At 28.2% G+C, this 16022-nt stretch carries 16 protein-coding genes; all 16 read left to right on the plus strand.

Annotation, left to right across the window (positions count from 1 at the left end; all coding sequences use genetic code 11):
* Window positions 1-9: 9 nt before the first annotated feature.
* On the plus strand, window positions 10-90 hold the full coding sequence (locus NSA58_RS20965; RefSeq protein WP_408645542.1) for an IS3 family transposase: 81 nt from the start codon (window positions 10-12) through the stop codon (window positions 88-90).
* Between the two features lie 107 nt (window positions 91-197).
* On the plus strand, window positions 198-1151 hold the full coding sequence (locus NSA58_RS06555; RefSeq protein WP_257560303.1) for a peptidoglycan recognition protein family protein: 954 nt from the start codon (window positions 198-200) through the stop codon (window positions 1149-1151).
* A 107-nt stretch (window positions 1152-1258) separates the two neighbouring features.
* On the plus strand, window positions 1259-1390 hold the full coding sequence (locus tag NSA58_RS06560; protein WP_257560304.1) for a hypothetical protein: 132 nt from the start codon (window positions 1259-1261) through the stop codon (window positions 1388-1390).
* Window positions 1391-1405: 15 nt separating this feature from the next.
* Window positions 1406-2323, plus strand: coding sequence for a UTP--glucose-1-phosphate uridylyltransferase GalU (galU, locus tag NSA58_RS06565; protein ID WP_074079769.1), 918 nt, complete (start codon window positions 1406-1408; stop codon window positions 2321-2323).
* Window positions 2324-2628: 305 nt separating this feature from the next.
* Window positions 2629-3609, plus strand: coding sequence for a UDP-glucose 4-epimerase GalE (galE, locus tag NSA58_RS06570; RefSeq protein WP_257560305.1), 981 nt, complete (start codon window positions 2629-2631; stop codon window positions 3607-3609).
* Window positions 3610-4291: 682 nt separating this feature from the next.
* Window positions 4292-6355, plus strand: a complete 2064-nt coding sequence (locus NSA58_RS06575; RefSeq protein WP_257560306.1) for a GH25 family lysozyme — start codon at window positions 4292-4294, stop codon at window positions 6353-6355.
* A 177-nt stretch (window positions 6356-6532) separates the two neighbouring features.
* The gene (gene pssD / locus NSA58_RS06580; protein WP_257560307.1) at window positions 6533-7015 is read left to right on the plus strand and encodes a PssD/Cps14F family polysaccharide biosynthesis glycosyltransferase; all 483 of its coding nucleotides are present in this window, start codon (window positions 6533-6535) and stop codon (window positions 7013-7015) included.
* Window positions 7012-7491: a PssE/Cps14G family polysaccharide biosynthesis glycosyltransferase gene (pssE, locus tag NSA58_RS06585; protein WP_257560308.1), complete on the plus strand. Its 480-nt coding sequence runs from the start codon at window positions 7012-7014 to the stop codon at window positions 7489-7491. The genes pssD and pssE overlap by 4 nt, the downstream gene beginning before the upstream one ends.
* Before the next feature lie 18 nt (window positions 7492-7509).
* Complete coding sequence (locus tag NSA58_RS06590; protein ID WP_257560309.1) at window positions 7510-8640, plus strand: glycosyltransferase family 4 protein; 1131 nt, start codon at window positions 7510-7512, stop codon at window positions 8638-8640.
* Window positions 8640-9806 (plus strand): O-antigen ligase family protein, encoded by a 1167-nt coding sequence (locus tag NSA58_RS06595; protein ID WP_257560310.1) that lies wholly within the window; start codon window positions 8640-8642, stop codon window positions 9804-9806. Before NSA58_RS06590 ends, NSA58_RS06595 begins: the two co-directional genes overlap by 1 nt.
* 48 nt (window positions 9807-9854) lie before the next feature.
* Window positions 9855-10892 carry a hypothetical protein gene (locus NSA58_RS06600; RefSeq protein WP_257560311.1) on the plus strand — a complete coding sequence of 346 codons (1038 nt, stop codon included), beginning with the start codon at window positions 9855-9857 and terminating at the stop codon, window positions 10890-10892.
* 5 nt (window positions 10893-10897) lie between these two features.
* Window positions 10898-11998: a UDP-galactopyranose mutase gene (gene glf, locus NSA58_RS06605; RefSeq protein ID WP_257560312.1), complete on the plus strand. Its 1101-nt coding sequence runs from the start codon at window positions 10898-10900 to the stop codon at window positions 11996-11998.
* 2 nt (window positions 11999-12000) lie between these two features.
* Window positions 12001-13482 (plus strand): flippase, encoded by a 1482-nt coding sequence (locus NSA58_RS06610; RefSeq protein ID WP_257560313.1) that lies wholly within the window; start codon window positions 12001-12003, stop codon window positions 13480-13482.
* Between the two features lie 29 nt (window positions 13483-13511).
* A complete protein-coding gene (locus NSA58_RS06615) occupies window positions 13512-14678 on the plus strand; it encodes a nucleotide sugar dehydrogenase (RefSeq protein ID WP_257560314.1) in 1167 nt (388 codons plus the stop codon).
* 281 nt (window positions 14679-14959) lie between these two features.
* A complete protein-coding gene (locus NSA58_RS06620; protein WP_330652548.1) occupies window positions 14960-15622 on the plus strand; it encodes a sugar transferase in 663 nt (220 codons plus the stop codon).
* A 152-nt stretch (window positions 15623-15774) separates the two neighbouring features.
* On the plus strand, window positions 15775-16022 hold a 248-nt coding region (locus NSA58_RS06625; RefSeq protein WP_257560315.1), incomplete at its 3' end, for an acyltransferase.

A 16022-nucleotide genomic window follows, 5' to 3' on the forward strand; every position in this document is an offset into this window, starting at 1 on the left:
TCTCAATATATAGATTATTATAACAAAGAAAGAATACAGGCAAAATTAAACTACCTTTCTCCTGTAAAATACAAGAAAAAGGTAGCCTAGGTTGTTTTATATTGTTCCACATGAAGGGTGCAGTTCAAGTCATCTAGGGTGTTTATTTTGTAAAAAATAAAATTTGTAAAAAATAAAAAAGTAAGGGGTTGTTGAATATGAGTGAAACAAGAAGTGGCTTTACACGATTTGATACTATAAGTGAATTTGAAAGTTATATAAAAAATCTAAAAATAACACGCAAAGTAAATGGATTGCAAGTTCATCATATGGCACTACCTAATTATGATTGTTTCTATAAATCAAATGGAAATACAGAAGATGAATTAACAAGAACTATAAATCTTAATTCTTATGGCAAAAGTATGGGGTGGGCATGTATAGCACAGCATTTTAATATTTTTCCCAATGGAAAGATAACAACAGGAAGGGATATTAATAAAACTCCAGTAGGTATAACAGGTTGGAATACTAGTAAAATTTGTATTGAAATTTATGGAGATTTTGATAAAAATAAAGATATAATGAAGGCAGCGCAAAAAGAAGCTGTCATAGCAGTGTATGGTATACTATGTGAAAAGTTAAATCTAATTCCTTCTACTTCTACAATTAGACCACATGCATGGTTTACAAGTGGTGGAACATATCTGGGAGATTACTCTAAAAGCAAATCTAGAAAAACTTGTCCAGGAACAAACTTCATGGGATTTGGAAATTCCAAAAGTGCCTTTGTTAATAATTTTTATCCTTTTATAAAAAATTACATGTCAAATAGAAGTATATCAAAAGAGCAATCTAATGAAGGAAAATATATAGTTAGATATCTGCAAACTACTCTTAATAATGTGTATAAATGTAACTTGCTTGTAGATGGTATTTATGGAAAGGCTACTAAATCTGCTGTTAAGAAATATTATTTGAAAATAGGATGCAAGGGTGATCACGTAGTTTGGTTGCAAAAGGCATTGATTAATAGAGGACATAGAGTTGAGGTTGATGGAAGTTTTGGAAGTAAAACAAAGGCTGCAGTAATAGCTTACCAAAAATCAAGGGGGCTAAGTGCAGATGGATATGCTGGGGTTGATACTCATAGGGCTATTGTTAATGATTGAGTCTGTGAAAATTAGTTAAACAATATAGAAATAATAAAGTAAAGATGTTTTCCAGAAACTTAATTAGTAGTATCTATTATTCCAACTTGTTGTCCTGTAGATGCAGTTTGGCCATAGCTAATACTAAATACAAGAAAGGTGTTGTTGTAAGAAAAGCTGCACATTTTTCTATATATGCAGTTATAAATTTTTATGATAGAATAATTGATGAAACTATATGCAAAACTTATGGAAAATAAATTTTGGGGGGCAGTATGAGAAAGAGAATAAGAAAAGCAATAATACCAGCAGCAGGTCTAGGGACTAGATTTTTACCTGCAACTAAGGCACAAGCTAAGGAAATGTTACCAATAGTAGATAAACCAACTTTACAATATATAATAGAAGAAGCAATTGAGTCAGGTATAGAAGAAATACTAATAGTTACTGGTCGTAATAAGAAATCTATAGAAGATCATTTTGACCGTAGTGTAGAGCTTGAGTTAGAACTTGAGAAAAAAGGTAAAATAGAAATGTTAAATATGGTTCAAGATATATCGAATATGGTAAATATTTGCTATATTAGACAAAAAGAACCAAAAGGTCTAGGACATGCTGTTTATTGTGCAAAAAGCTTTATAGGAAATGAGCCTTTTGCAGTATTACTAGGGGATGACATAGTAGATTCTGAGACACCTTGTTTAAAGCAAATGATAAGTGCTTATGATGAGTATAAAACTTCTATTTTAGGTGTTCAAGAAGTTGCTAGAGAAAATGTGGACAAGTATGGTATACTCGATGTTAAACACATAGAAGACAGGGTATACAAAGTGAAAGATATGGTAGAAAAGCCAGCACTTGATGAAGCACCATCTAACATAGCAATATTAGGGAGATATATAATAACTCCAGAAATATTTAATATATTAGAAAATCAAGCGCCAGGAAAGGGTGGGGAAATCCAACTTACTGATGCTCTTAAAACACTTGCTACTAAGGAAGCTATCTACGCATACAACTTCCAAGGAAGAAGATATGACGTTGGAGATAAATTAGGATTTTTACAAGCAACTGTAGATTTTGCATTGAAAAGACCTGAGCTTAGAGATGATTTCATATCATTCTTAAAACGTAAATCAGAAGAGAGAGATGATAGAGCTGTGGAATTAGAAGTGGCTATGACTACAGAATAATTTTGATTTTATCCCCAAAAATATAAGAAGTGTAAGGCCTTTGCTTATGAAATTTAGCTCACAAACCATATATTGTATTATAGGGCTTATGATAGAATCAACATATGCAGTTATTATGGATCCGGCATCACTGGAAATTACCATAAGATCCAATGAGTATAGGGAGTTCTAGTATAGTATTTTTGCTATAATATGTACATTAATTACAGATTTAGAAAAGCTTAAGACTGTACTTAAAAATAAAAATATAGAAGTAGAATCGGAAAATGATGCGAAAATAGAATACACTTAAAAGGAGATTTGACATGAGTATATTAATAATTGGTGGAGCAGGATATATAGGTTCTCATACTGTAAAGTATTTTCTTCAACAAAATGAAGAAGTAATAGTAGTAGACAACTTATTAACAGGTCACAAAGAAGCACTTTTAACTGATAAGTTTTACAACTGTGACATTAGAGATAAGGAAAACTTAAATAAAGTATTTAAAGAAAATAACATAGAAGCTGTAATTCATTTTGCAGCTAACTCGTTAGTTGGTGAAAGTATGGTAAAACCTTATGAATACTATCACAACAACGTATATGGAATGATGTGTTTACTAGATGTTATGAAGGAAAATAATGTAGATAAAATAGTATTTTCTTCAACAGCGGCAACATATGGTGAGCCTAAAAATATTCCTATAATGGAATCGGATGATACAAATCCAACCAATACATATGGTGAAACAAAGCTTGCCATGGAAAAAATGATGAAGTGGTTCGATACTGCTTATGGAACTAAATATGTATCTCTTCGTTATTTCAATGCAGCAGGTGCATATTTTGATGGAAGTATAGGTGAGGCCCATGCCACAGAAACTCACTTGATACCTTTAATACTTCAGGTTCCTTTAGGAAAAAGGGATTATATAAGTATATTTGGTAGTGATTATGATACTAAAGATGGAACATGTATAAGAGATTATATACATGTTATGGACTTGGCATCTGCTCACTACAAAGCATTGGAGTATTTAAGATCTGGAAATAATAGTGATATATTTAATTTAGGTAATGGAAATGGATACTCTGTGAAAGAGGTTATAGATGTTGCTAGAAAAGTTACTGATTTTGATATTCCAGCTAAAGAAGAGGATAGAAGAAGTGGAGATCCAGCAGTGCTTATTGCTTCAAGCGAGAAGGCTAAGAGTGTTCTTGGATGGAAGCCAGAGTTTGATTCTTTAGAGAAGATTATTGAGGATGCTTGGAGATGGCATAGTGGCAACCCTAATGGATTTTAAACTAAAATACTTACTATAATTTAAATATTTAAAGTGGGTATATCATTTTGTACTACACCCCAATTGTTGGACCAAAATTCTAACGATTGGGGTGTTTTTTATGGCTAAATATGATTAATTAAAGGTGGAAACAGATTACTTAAACGGATGGGATAGTTATAAATCATTAGCAAAGCAAGATGGAATTCTTTTTTGAATTAAATATAAAGGTTTTTATAAACTTATATTTTGTAAAAATCTTTACAATTTTGTATTAATAGTATATATTTTTATAGAGTATATTTATTTAGGGAAAAAAAGGTAAGAATTTTAATGACTTACCTTTTTATATTTAATAGATAATTGCAGAATTGATGATTAATTACTTTTAAAATAGTAGTTTTATTTATAGCTGAGGAAAATTTCATTGAAGTATGATAAGAAATCTAAATTTATGTATGAACTAAATAAATGGAACAACTTTGGCCAAGTCTCATTTATAAGTTCATGAAAGTTATTAAAAGTTAACAGACTTTTTAAGCTATCATAGAATTTCTTCTTATTATAGGGTGATTTTGTTGTGGTGATGAAATTGTACTAAAATTTTGATGAAAATTCTTTGATATAGATTTAAATAAAACTTGGAATTTAAATATATTCTGAGTTTTGTAATAAACCAAATATTTAATTAATGGGGGAATTTATGAAGTTAAAAAATACGTCAGTATTTGCACTCATGCTTTCTATAATTATCTCTTCGCAAAGTCTAATTATACCAGTTAGCGCAGAGGATATTCAAACAGAAGGTGTGCAAGAAGAAGAGTTGCAAGAAACACAAGAATATCAACCGGATCCAGAAAAGGTTCAAACAGAAGGTGTGCAAAAAGAAGAGTTGCAAGAAACACAAGAATATCAACCGGATCCCAAAAAGGTTCAAACAGAAGGTATGCAAAAAGAAGAACTGAAAGAAACACAAGAATATCAACCAGATCCAGAAGAAAATAATACCTATAGTTTTGGTGGTATATCAACATCAAGAGAACCTAACTATAATTTGAATTCTAAAGCTACTCTAAGTGAAAAAGCTATTGGCTCAGGCTCAGTTAATACTCCGAACCTAAATATAAGAAGTGGTCCATCTACATCACATAGTGTACTGGGAACTTTGAAAAGTGGAGAAACAGTAGAAATATATGCTCGAAGCAATAATTGGTATAGAATTTATTATGGCGGACAATATGGATATGTTTCATCATCATATATAAATTTAAATTATTTTGAAAAAGGTATAGATGTGTCATATCATAATGGAACAATAGATTGGAAGGAAGTAAAAGCTTCGGGAATTGACTATGCAATAATAAGGGCAGGATATGGAACTTCTACAGTAGATACAATGTTCCATACTAATATAAAAGGAGCTATCGAGGCAGGGCTAAAAATAGGAGTGTATTGGTTTAGTTATGCTACAAGTCCTGAAAAGGCGAAGATAGAAGCTGAAAAATGTTTAGAAGTCATATCACCTTATAAAAATAGTATTGTCTATCCAGTATTTTATGACTTTGAATATGCTAGTGTGGATTATGCTGAGAAACAAGGAGTTACAGTTACTAAAACTCTTGCAACAGAAATGGCAAATTCTTTTATAGATACTGTAAAAGAACAAGGTTATGATACAGGTTTATATACAAATTTAGATTTTAGTAGTAATTACTTTACCAAAGATATACTATATTCAAATAATATATGGATAGCGCAATATAACACAGTATGCTCTTATAAAAATCCATATATGATGTGGCAATATAGTGAATCAGGAAATGTAGATGGAATAAATGGAAATGTAGATTTAAATTATACTTCTTTAAAATCTATAAAACATGATTACAATGGTAATGATAAACCCAACTCAAATCTTAATGAGGTGCAGAAAGTTTATAATGTTAAGGTGAGTTCAAGAACGTCAACTTCGTTAAATTTATCATGGTCAAAGGTAAATGGTGCAACAGGATATATAGTTCAAAGATATGACTCTAGTAGTGATACATATAAGACAATAGTTACTCTATCAGGAGAATCAAAAACATCTTACAATGTAACAAATCTTAATGGTGGGGCTACTTATAAGTATAAAGTTAAGGCTTATAAAAAAGTAGATAATAATACATATTATGGTCCGGCATCAAATGAGGTAAAAGGTGTTACAAATCCTTATACAGCTAAAAACTTAAAAGTAGATTGGACATCTACAACATCAGTAAAGCTATCATGGTCTAAACAAGCGGAGGCAACAGGATATAAGGTTTATAGATATGACCCTAATTCAGATACTTATACAAGAATAGCAACAATTGATGGAAATTATAATACAAATTATACAGATTCAAATTTATATACTGCAAATGGGTATAAATATAAAGTTAAATCTTATGTAAAAGCAGATTCTGAAGAATATATGGGTGGTGACTCAAATATAGTGAGTGCTATCACAAAACCATCTACTCCAGTTGTTAATCTAAAGTCATATACTGGTAAAATAGGGATTGTATGGACGAATATACAAAAAGCCACAGGTTATCAACTATATATGTCAACATCTAAAGATGGTAAGTATTCATTAATAAATACAATTTCATCAACAACTTATACAAAAACTGGGTTGACAAAAGGAAAAACATATTACTTTAAAGTAGTACCATATAAAACTATAGGTGGCAAAACTGTCTATGGATCTGGAAGTACTGTGAAAAGTATAAAATGTAACTAAAAAGTGTTAGATTAAGAGATGAATTACTATAGGTATTCATCTCTTTTATATATGATTTAAAAGCATTTTAAGACAACTTCTTGAAAGGAGAATATGAATATGTTAATATAAAAAAGATTAGTTAAAATATATAACATGTTTATATCTGACAAAAATATAGAAAGGTAAAGGTTAGAGATGACAAAAGGAAAAAAAGTTTGTTTAATATCTTCTACAGGTGGACACTTTATGCAGCTGAAGCAACTGATATCAGTAGCATCTAAATATGATTTTTATATAGTCACAGAAGATAATGAAATATCAAAAAGTTTTCAAAAGAAAACGGGATACAAAATGTATTATCTAGGGCAACAAGAAAGAAATAACTTGTTAAAATTTACTTTTAAACTTATAAGTAATATATTTTTGTCGCTTAAATATTTACTAAAAGAAAGGCCTAATGTTATTATATCAACTGGAGCCGGTTCAACTGTTTTTACATGTATTTTAGGAAAAATAATGGGGTGCAAAATAGTATATATTGAAAGTTTTGCAAAGATTGACTCTCCTACTAAATCAGGAAAATTGGTTTATAAATTCGCAGATCGTTTCTATGTTCAATGGGAAGAAATGTTGAATATTTATCCAAATGCTATTTATGAGGGAGGGATATACAAATGATTTATGTTACTTTAGGGACACAAAAATTTCAATTTGATAGAATTTTAAAGAAGTTAGATCAATTAATTGAAGATAATTGTATCGAAGATGAATTAGTCGTGCAATGTATATATCATACATATAATCCAAAAAACTTTGAGATATTTAAATTAAAGCCTATTGAGGAAGTAGAGGAAATACTAAAAAAATCAAAATTAGTTATTACTCATGCAGGTACAGGAAGTCTAGTGCAGTGTATTAAGTTTAAGAAACATACAGTAGTAGTACCTAGATTAGTGGATTTTGGAGAGCATGTTGATAATCACCAAACTGAAATAGCACAAGTGTTTCAAGTAAAAGGAAATGCAACTGTTATTACAGAAATAGATGATTTGGACATGTATGTAAAAGATTATTCAAAAGCAAATATTATTGATATTCAATTGGATAATACTATGTTATTAAAATCCATAGACAGTTATATAGAAGCGTTGTAAACGGGGGAATGTAATTATATGAATAAATTAGAAAAAAATAAATCTATGTTGTTGATTTCCAATCTATATCCATCTGAAAAACATCAATATTATGGTACATTTGTAAAAAACTTTCATGATATTTCAAAAGAATATTTTGAAGTAGATAAGGTTGTATTATGCAAATCCACTTCAAAATTAGATAAATTATTTAGCTACTTCATGTTCTATTTAAGAATATTTTTTTATGTCTTAACAAAAAAATATGACGTGGTATATGTGCATTATATTTCTCATGTATCATTACCATTACTAATTTGTAAAAAATTGAAGAAGTTTAATTTATATATTAATGTGCACGGAAGTGATGTTGTTCCATCGAACAAGATAGGTAAAAAGCTATTGCCATACACAGCTAAAATTTTGAATAAAGCTCAACGTATTATAGTACCGTCATCATATTACAAAAGTCTAATGGAAAAAGAATTTAATATTGATAAAGAAAAGATAAGAATATATGCATCGGGTGGAATAAATGATAAAATCTTCTTTAAAAGAGATGAGGAAGAAAAGAAAGTTATTTTAAAAGAGTTTAATTTGGATCCCGATAAAAGATATATAGGATTTGCAAGTAGGATAGACACAGATAAAGGTTGGGAAGTGCTTATAGAAGCTATACATATTATAAAGAAAGAAAGAGATGAATACTTAAATAAATATAAATTTATTATTGTAGGTAGTGGTAAAGATTATAGTAAAATGTTAGAAATGATTGAAAACTATGAAATAACTGAACATATAGAATTAATTAATTTACTACCACAAGAAAAGTTATCTAGATTTTATTCTATACTTGAATGGTTTGTATTCCCTTCATACCGTAAAGCTGAAAGTTTAGGACTTGTTGGAATAGAGGCTATGTCATGCGGTACTCCTATTATTGCTAGTAATATGGCTGGTCCAACCACTTATGTAAATAACCAAGTAAATGGATTTTTATTTGAACCTAAAAATTCAAAAGAATTATACAATACAATGGTTAAATGTATGAGCATGGATGAAATAGAATATTCAAATATGCAAATGAGATGTTTAGATACAGCATCAAATTATACTCCGGAAGCTCTAAAGGATTCTTACAATGAAATTTTTGATGGAGGTATAATATAATGAAAAAATATTTTTCAGATAAATATCTAGAGCTTTATTATTATATATTTTTCACAATTATGGTAATAAATCAATTTTTACCACAGGATGTACCAGAGATATTATCTCTTATTTTAGGTATTATAGGATTTATATTTATATTGCCAAAGATCTTACTTACTAAATATACAAAAAGAGAAGCTTTAATAATATTTTCAATTGGATTATTATCAATAATTACGTTTATTACAACGAGAAGGCAGGGGCTGTTATTTAGCGCTCTAGCTATTGTCGGAATCAAAAATATAGATATAAAAAAATGTATAAAGTTAACTTTAATTGTAGGTGGATCATTATTTACTTTTGTGATATTAAGGTATATACTTACAAATGGATTATCTAATGAAGCAACGTCAATACGTTATATATTTGGAAAAGAGGTACAAGTTTATAAAACAGCATTTGGTTATAGTCATGCTAATAAAACATTTACATTGCTATCAACCTTAGTTTTAGCATTTATATATTTAAATTATGGAAATATTTCTATAAAGCAATGGATAGGAATATTAGTTTTAACTTTAGGAATATTTTATTACACATTCTCAAGAACAGGGCTAATAGTAATTTTATTTAGTATCCTTTATTATTTCTTACTGGAATCAAAGTTATATGATAATAAATATTTTAAGAAAATATTAGTTTCAGTTCCATTACTATCTGTAGTTGTTTCATTTATTCTTCCTTATATATATAAATGGGGGAAAGTACCGTTTATAAGTGAGATAAATAAGATGATGGCAGATAGAATTAATTTATCTTATGAATTTTTAAACTTCTTTAGACCAACATTATTTGGGCAAAATGTGGACGACTTAACCGCATATAGAGCACAAACTGGTAATTGGTATTTAGTTTGTGATAATTCATACGTACTTATTTTATGTGCTTACGGCATAGTAGCATTTTTATTAGGTGTATATTTAATTTATAAGCTTTCAATTATTGCAAAAGAAGATAGAAGTAAGTTATTTTTATTAAGTTCATTTTGTGTTTATGGAATAGCAGAGGCATTCTTTATTATATTTTTTGTAAACTTCTCTATGTTATTTACAAAAGATATTTTATTCAAAAAAACTTATGACGAAGAGATGAATTTATTTAAATGCCTTTTAAGTAGGGGCTAACTTTAATGAAAATTACAATTAAAAATATTAGTTAGGTTGGGAAAGAATATGATAATTATATCGACAAAAAAAGAAAATAATTTTAATGCTGGTCACAAGGCTCCAGAGGATATTTTGAATATATGTAATCAGTTAGATGATATTAAAGAACATAGTTTTTTAGTAAAAAAAGAAGATAATTTTCTTCAAAAAGTACTTGTAAATTTAGATAAGATAAAAATGTTTAAAAAATTATCTAAAATAAATGAAAATTTTATTATTCAATATCCTTTTAGTTATCAAGATGCTGTAAATAGAAGCATGATAAACTTTATGAAAAAGCAAAAGGTTGTTTTAGTAATTCATGATATAGTAGGACTTAGAGATAAGGATCAAGCTACTTTAGATAAAGAATTAAATATATTAAGACTTGCAGAAGTTATAATAGCTCATAATGAAAAAATGAAAAAATTCTTAATAGATAATGGAATAAAAGAAAGTAAAATTTATGTTTTAGATTTATTTGATTATATATGTGATGGAGAATTACAAGTAGATAGAAATAGAGTAACAAATATAGAAGAAGCTAAGGTTGTTTATGCTGGAAACTTAAGCAAAGAAAAAAGTCCATTTTTACATCAATTAGAAGAAAATAAAATGAAGTTTAATATAGATGTTTTTGGTGTTGGTATAGATGAAGATATAAATAAAAACATTTTATTTAAGGGGAAATTACATCCGGAGGAACTACCTAATAAATTAACAGGAAATTTAGGATTAGTTTGGGATGGATGCTTTGATGAATCAGATGAAAATGTGACATTTAAAAATTATACGAAATTTAATAATCCTCATAAATTATCGTGTTATATGGCAGCAGGATTACCTGTTATAGTATGGGAAAAGGCAGCTATAGCTGATTTTGTAAAGAAAAACAACATAGGATATACTATTTCAAACATATATGATATTAATAATCTTGATTTGGCAGATTATGAAATAAAACTAAAAAATGCATTAGAAATAAAAGAAAAAGTTAGAAATGGATATTTTACTAAAACAGTAATGAAAGAAATAATAAAAGATATAGATAGTATAGAAAGGTAATTAGAATGATGAAGTATGATTATTTAGTAGTGGGAGCTGGATTATTTGGTTCAATATTTGCTTATGAAGCAAATAAACAAGGTAAAAAATGTTTAGTAATTGACAAGAGAGATCATATAGGTGGGAATATATATTGTGAATCTATAGAAGATATAAATGTTCACAAATATGGGGCTCATATATTCCATACAAGTAACAAAGAAGTATGGGATTATGTAAATAGTTTTGTAGAATTTAATAGATACACAAACTGTCCTGTAGCTAATTACAAAGGAGAATTATACAATCTTCCTTTTAACATGAACACGTTCTATCAACTTTGGAAAGTAAAAACTCCTAAAGAAGCAATTACTAAGATAGAAGAACAAGTAAAAGAGGCAAATATAGAAGAGCCTAAAAATTTAGAAGAACAAGCTATTAAATTAGTAGGTAAAGACATCTACGAAAAATTAATAAAAGGATATACAGAGAAACAATGGGGGAAAAAAGCAACTGAGCTACCTTCATTTATAATAAAAAGATTACCTGTAAGATTAACATTTGATAATAATTATTTCAATGATAAGTATCAAGGTATACCAGTAGGCGGATATAATAAAATAATCGAAAAAATGTTAGAAAATGTAGACGTAAGACTTAATACAAACTTCTTTGAAAATAGAGAAGAGTTAGAAAGTATAGCAGATAAAATTGTATTTACAGGAATGATTGATGAATTCTATAATTATAAATTTGGAACTTTAGAATATAGAAGTTTAAGATTTGAACATGAATTACTTGAAGAAGAAAATCATCAAGGAAATGCAGTTGTCAACTATACAGAATATGAAGTGCCTTATACAAGAATAATAGAGCACAAACATTTTGAATATGGTACTCAACCAAAAACAGTAATTACTAGAGAGTATCCAGCTACATGGGCTAAGGGTGATGAACCATATTATCCAATAAATAACGATGAAAACAATGCACTTTATGCTAAATATAAAGAACTAGCTGACAAAGAAGAAAATGTAATATTTGGTGGAAGGCTTGCTCAGTACAAGTACTACGATATGCATCATGTTATAGAACAAGCTCTAAACTGTGTGAAAGAGGAGTTTTAAACATGGCGTATAAAGCAGATTCCATATTTAAGAACCAGTTTTTTAATTTCTCTATGCAAATATTAAATCTAATATTTCCTTTATTAGCCATACCTTATACGACTAGGCTATTTGGACCAGAAATATTAGGGGAGGTTAACTTTGCTAATTCAATAGTACAGTACTTTGTACTTATTGCAGCAGCAGGTATACCAGTATATGCAACTAGAGAAATTGCAAAGGCAAGAGATGATGCGAGTTTATTAAGAAAAAAATTTAAAGAGTTTACTATTTTACAGACAGTATTTACTATAGTGAGCTTAATTGCATATATAGTAATAATACTGTTTTTACCTAGATTAAGAGCTAATATATATATATATTTATTCTTGGGTCTACAAATATTTGCAAATGCTTTTGACTTTGTATGGTTTTTACAAGGGATTGAAAAATATAGATATGCAGCTATTGCTACATTTGTAAGTAAATTAATGAATGTAGTTTTAATATTTGCACTATTAAGAAATAGATCTGATTATTATATTTATGCTTTTATAATAGGCATAACTTTACTGATAAACTCTATCATAAAAATGATATTTACAATAAAATTACTTAAAAACTTTGAAGCACAAAAATCTTTAGAGATAAACTTCAATAGTATTAAGATGCATGTATATGCTATACTGGTATTTTTCTTATCTAATGTAGCCACAAAAGTATACACAGCTATGGATCAAACTATGCTAGGTATGCTTGATAGTACAGAATCAGTAGGGTATTATTCCATGTCTATAAGATTGGAGAAGGTGATTTTAACTTTTGTTACATCTATAGCAGTAGTAATGATACCGAGAATATCAAACAGTATAAAAAATAATAATATAAAAGATGTAAAAAAATACATAGGTATGTCAGTAAATATAGTTTATCTAATAGCTATACCAGCTATATTTGGTATACTTGCAATCGGTGAAGAAATAATACCTATATTTTTAGGCAAGGAATTCTTACAAAGTATAAGCATATTTAAAATGGTATCACTATTATTATTAATAATAGGTCTGAGCAATGTATTTGGAATGCAAGTAATGATTCCTTATGGTAAGGAAAAGAAATTTACTTTAATACTTTCCTTAGCAGCTTTAGCTAACTTTATTATAAACCTAATTTTAATTCCGAGACTTTCATATTTTGGAGCTACATATGCAACTATATTTGCAGAATTGATAGTTACAGTATGGATGTACTTTGAAGTAAAAAAACTAGTAGGTCATATTCCAGAAATATTTAGACCTTGGAAGATGTTAATTCCTTCAGTTTTATTTTATTTAATAATTAAGTTTGTAATTAAAAATATGATTACTTCAGATATACTTGTGATACTTGTATCAGTTCCTGTTGCAGGAATTGTATATGGAGTAGGTTTGATTTTATTAAAAGAAAAGATAACTATGAATGTTTTAAATAAAATATTTGGTAAACTTAAGAAAAAACATGCTTAAAGTAAACTAGCTAATAGGAGGAGATAATAGTGAAGATAGCAGTAGCAGGAACAGGTTATGTGGGATTATCAAATGCCATATTATTATCACAAAATAATGAAGTTGTAGCATTGGATATAATACAAGAAAAAGTAGATATGATAAATAATAAAATATCTCCAATTGTGGACGCTGAAATAGAAGAATATTTATCAACTAAGGATTTAAATTTAGTTGCGACTACAGATGTTTTTAAAGCATACAAGGATGCAGATTATGTAATAATATCTACCCCTACGGATTATGATCCGGAAAAAAATTATTTTAATACAAGAACAGTAGAGGCGGTCATTGCAAATGTATTAGCTATAAATCCAGATGCAACTATGGTGATAAAATCGACTGTACCAGTAGGATATACTGAAAGAGTAAGAGAAATGTTTGATACAGAAAATATAATATTTTCGCCAGAGTTTTTAAGAGAAGGAAAAGCATTATATGATAATTTATATCCTTCAAGAATAATAGTAGGTGAACAATCAGAAAGAGCAGAAAAATTTGCGGAAATTTTGGCACAAGGTGCTATAAAAGAAGATATACCTATGCTATTTACAAACTCAACAGAAGCTGAAGCTATAAAATTATTTTCTAATACATATTTAGCACTAAGGGTAGCTTATTTTAATGAACTAGATACGTATGCTGAACTTAGAGGATTAAATACTAAGCAAATAATTGAAGGTGTAGGTCTTGATCCAAGAATAGGAAATCATTATAATAATCCTTCTTTTGGATATGGGGGGTACTGTTTACCAAAGGATACAAAACAATTAAAAGCTAACTATGCTGATGTACCTAATAATATAATAGGGGCCATAGTAGATGCCAATAGAACTAGAAAAGATCATATAGCAGAACAGATAATAAAAAGAAAACCAAATATAGTTGGTATATATAGATTAACAATGAAAACTAATTCTGATAATTTTAGAGCTTCATCTATACAAGGTATTATGAAAAGAATAAAATCAAAAGGTATAGAAGTTGTTGTATATGAACCAGTATTAAAAGAAGAAAAATTCTTTAATTCAAAAGTAATTAAAGATGTAGATGAATTTAAATCTATGTGTGATGTAATAGTTTCAAATAGATTATGTGAAGAATTATTTGATGTTGAAGAAAAAGTTTATACAAGAGATTTATACAATAGAGATTAGTATAATAAAAAAGCATCCTTGCTAGGATGCTTTTTCTGACAAGACAAGTCTATAAAATTATTAAAAATTACCAATACGTATATAGATATTATTTATTATCGTATAGAATTGAAAGAGATTTATTGATATGATACAATGAAATGTAGGTAATTGTAGAAATAGGTATTTTATGATAATATTGTTTATTTTTAGAAATTAAAAATCAAGAAAAAACAATATTATAATTTTGAGTTATGTTATTTAGAGTAGATTTATGTTTTGTGAGGGGGAAGGTTAAGAAAATGGAAATGCAAGTCGTTGAAGCAGTAGATTATAACACTATCGAATTAAAAAATAGAAAATTATACTTATTTTGTAAGAGAAGTATGGATATAGTAGCATCTTTATTAGGACTCATATTATTGTCACCGATTTTCTTAATAATAGCTATAGCGATTAAATTAGAAGATCCAAAAGGAAGTATATTTTTCTCGCAAATGAGATCAGGAAAAAACAATAAGCTATTTCCGATGTATAAATTTAGAAGTATGGTGAGCAATGCGGAAGAGTTATTAGAGGAACTGAAAGATTTGAATGAAATGGATGGTCCAGCTTTCAAAATAAAAGATGATCCAAGAATAACTAAAGTAGGTAAATTTATAAGAAAAACGAGCATAGATGAATTACCACAGTTATTTAATGTTTTAAAAGGAGATATGAGCCTGGTTGGCCCTAGACCTCCTATACCACATGAAGTAGCTGAGTATAATAATTATCAAATGCAACGATTATTAGTTAAACCGGGATTAACATGTATTTGGCAAGTTAGTGGTAGAAATAGCATTGGATTTGATGAATGGGTAGAGATGGATCTAGACTATATAAAAAATAGAAATTTATTTATGGATATAAAACTAATATTCAAAACTATTGGAGTTTTGTTTGGAGACGATAATGCGTCATAGATACAATATAAAGTAAAATAAATTACGTATTTATTTTACTTTATATAACTTAATAACGAAAAGCGATGAAATATAGAGAGGGATTTCTAAGATTCATCGTTTTTTTGTTATAATCATCAACTAAGGTTAATTTATAGTAGGGAGAAGAAAAGTTGAAAAAAAAATTACATATAGAAGTGCTTAGAATAATTGCAATATTTTTAGTTATATTTAATCATACGGGAACTGTTGGATTTCAAGCTTATACACAAACAAATAATAAAAAATTATATGTATTATATTTATTTATGGCTATAATATGTAAAATTGCAGTACCTATATTTTTTATGATATCAGGTGCATTATTATTAGGAAGAGAAGAATCGATAATAGAAGTATATAAAAAACGTATCTCTAGAAT

Origin of the sequence: Terrisporobacter muris (assembly GCF_024621905.1) — a bacterium.
Lineage (GTDB): Bacteria > Bacillota > Clostridia > Peptostreptococcales > Peptostreptococcaceae > Terrisporobacter > Terrisporobacter muris.

Excerpts from the sequence above, each read along its gene's own strand:
- pssE (WP_257560308.1), top strand. The coding sequence starts at position 7,012 with ATGATTTATGTTACTTTAGGGACACAAAAATTTCAATTTGATAGAATT.
- NSA58_RS06600 (WP_257560311.1), top strand. The coding sequence starts at position 9,855 with ATGATAATTATATCGACAAAAAAAGAAAATAATTTTAATGCTGGTCAC.
- NSA58_RS06590 (WP_257560309.1), top strand. The coding sequence starts at position 7,510 with ATGAATAAATTAGAAAAAAATAAATCTATGTTGTTGATTTCCAATCTA.
- pssD (WP_257560307.1), top strand. The coding sequence starts at position 6,533 with ATGACAAAAGGAAAAAAAGTTTGTTTAATATCTTCTACAGGTGGACAC.
- NSA58_RS06620 (WP_330652548.1), top strand. The coding sequence starts at position 14,960 with ATGGAAATGCAAGTCGTTGAAGCAGTAGATTATAACACTATCGAATTA.
- NSA58_RS06575 (WP_257560306.1), top strand. The coding sequence starts at position 4,292 with ATGAAGTTAAAAAATACGTCAGTATTTGCACTCATGCTTTCTATAATT.
- NSA58_RS06595 (WP_257560310.1), top strand. The coding sequence starts at position 8,640 with ATGAAAAAATATTTTTCAGATAAATATCTAGAGCTTTATTATTATATA.
- glf (WP_257560312.1), top strand. The coding sequence starts at position 10,898 with ATGATGAAGTATGATTATTTAGTAGTGGGAGCTGGATTATTTGGTTCA.
- NSA58_RS06610 (WP_257560313.1), top strand. The coding sequence starts at position 12,001 with ATGGCGTATAAAGCAGATTCCATATTTAAGAACCAGTTTTTTAATTTC.
- NSA58_RS06555 (WP_257560303.1), top strand. The coding sequence starts at position 198 with ATGAGTGAAACAAGAAGTGGCTTTACACGATTTGATACTATAAGTGAA.
- galU (WP_074079769.1), top strand. The coding sequence starts at position 1,406 with ATGAGAAAGAGAATAAGAAAAGCAATAATACCAGCAGCAGGTCTAGGG.
- galE (WP_257560305.1), top strand. The coding sequence starts at position 2,629 with ATGAGTATATTAATAATTGGTGGAGCAGGATATATAGGTTCTCATACT.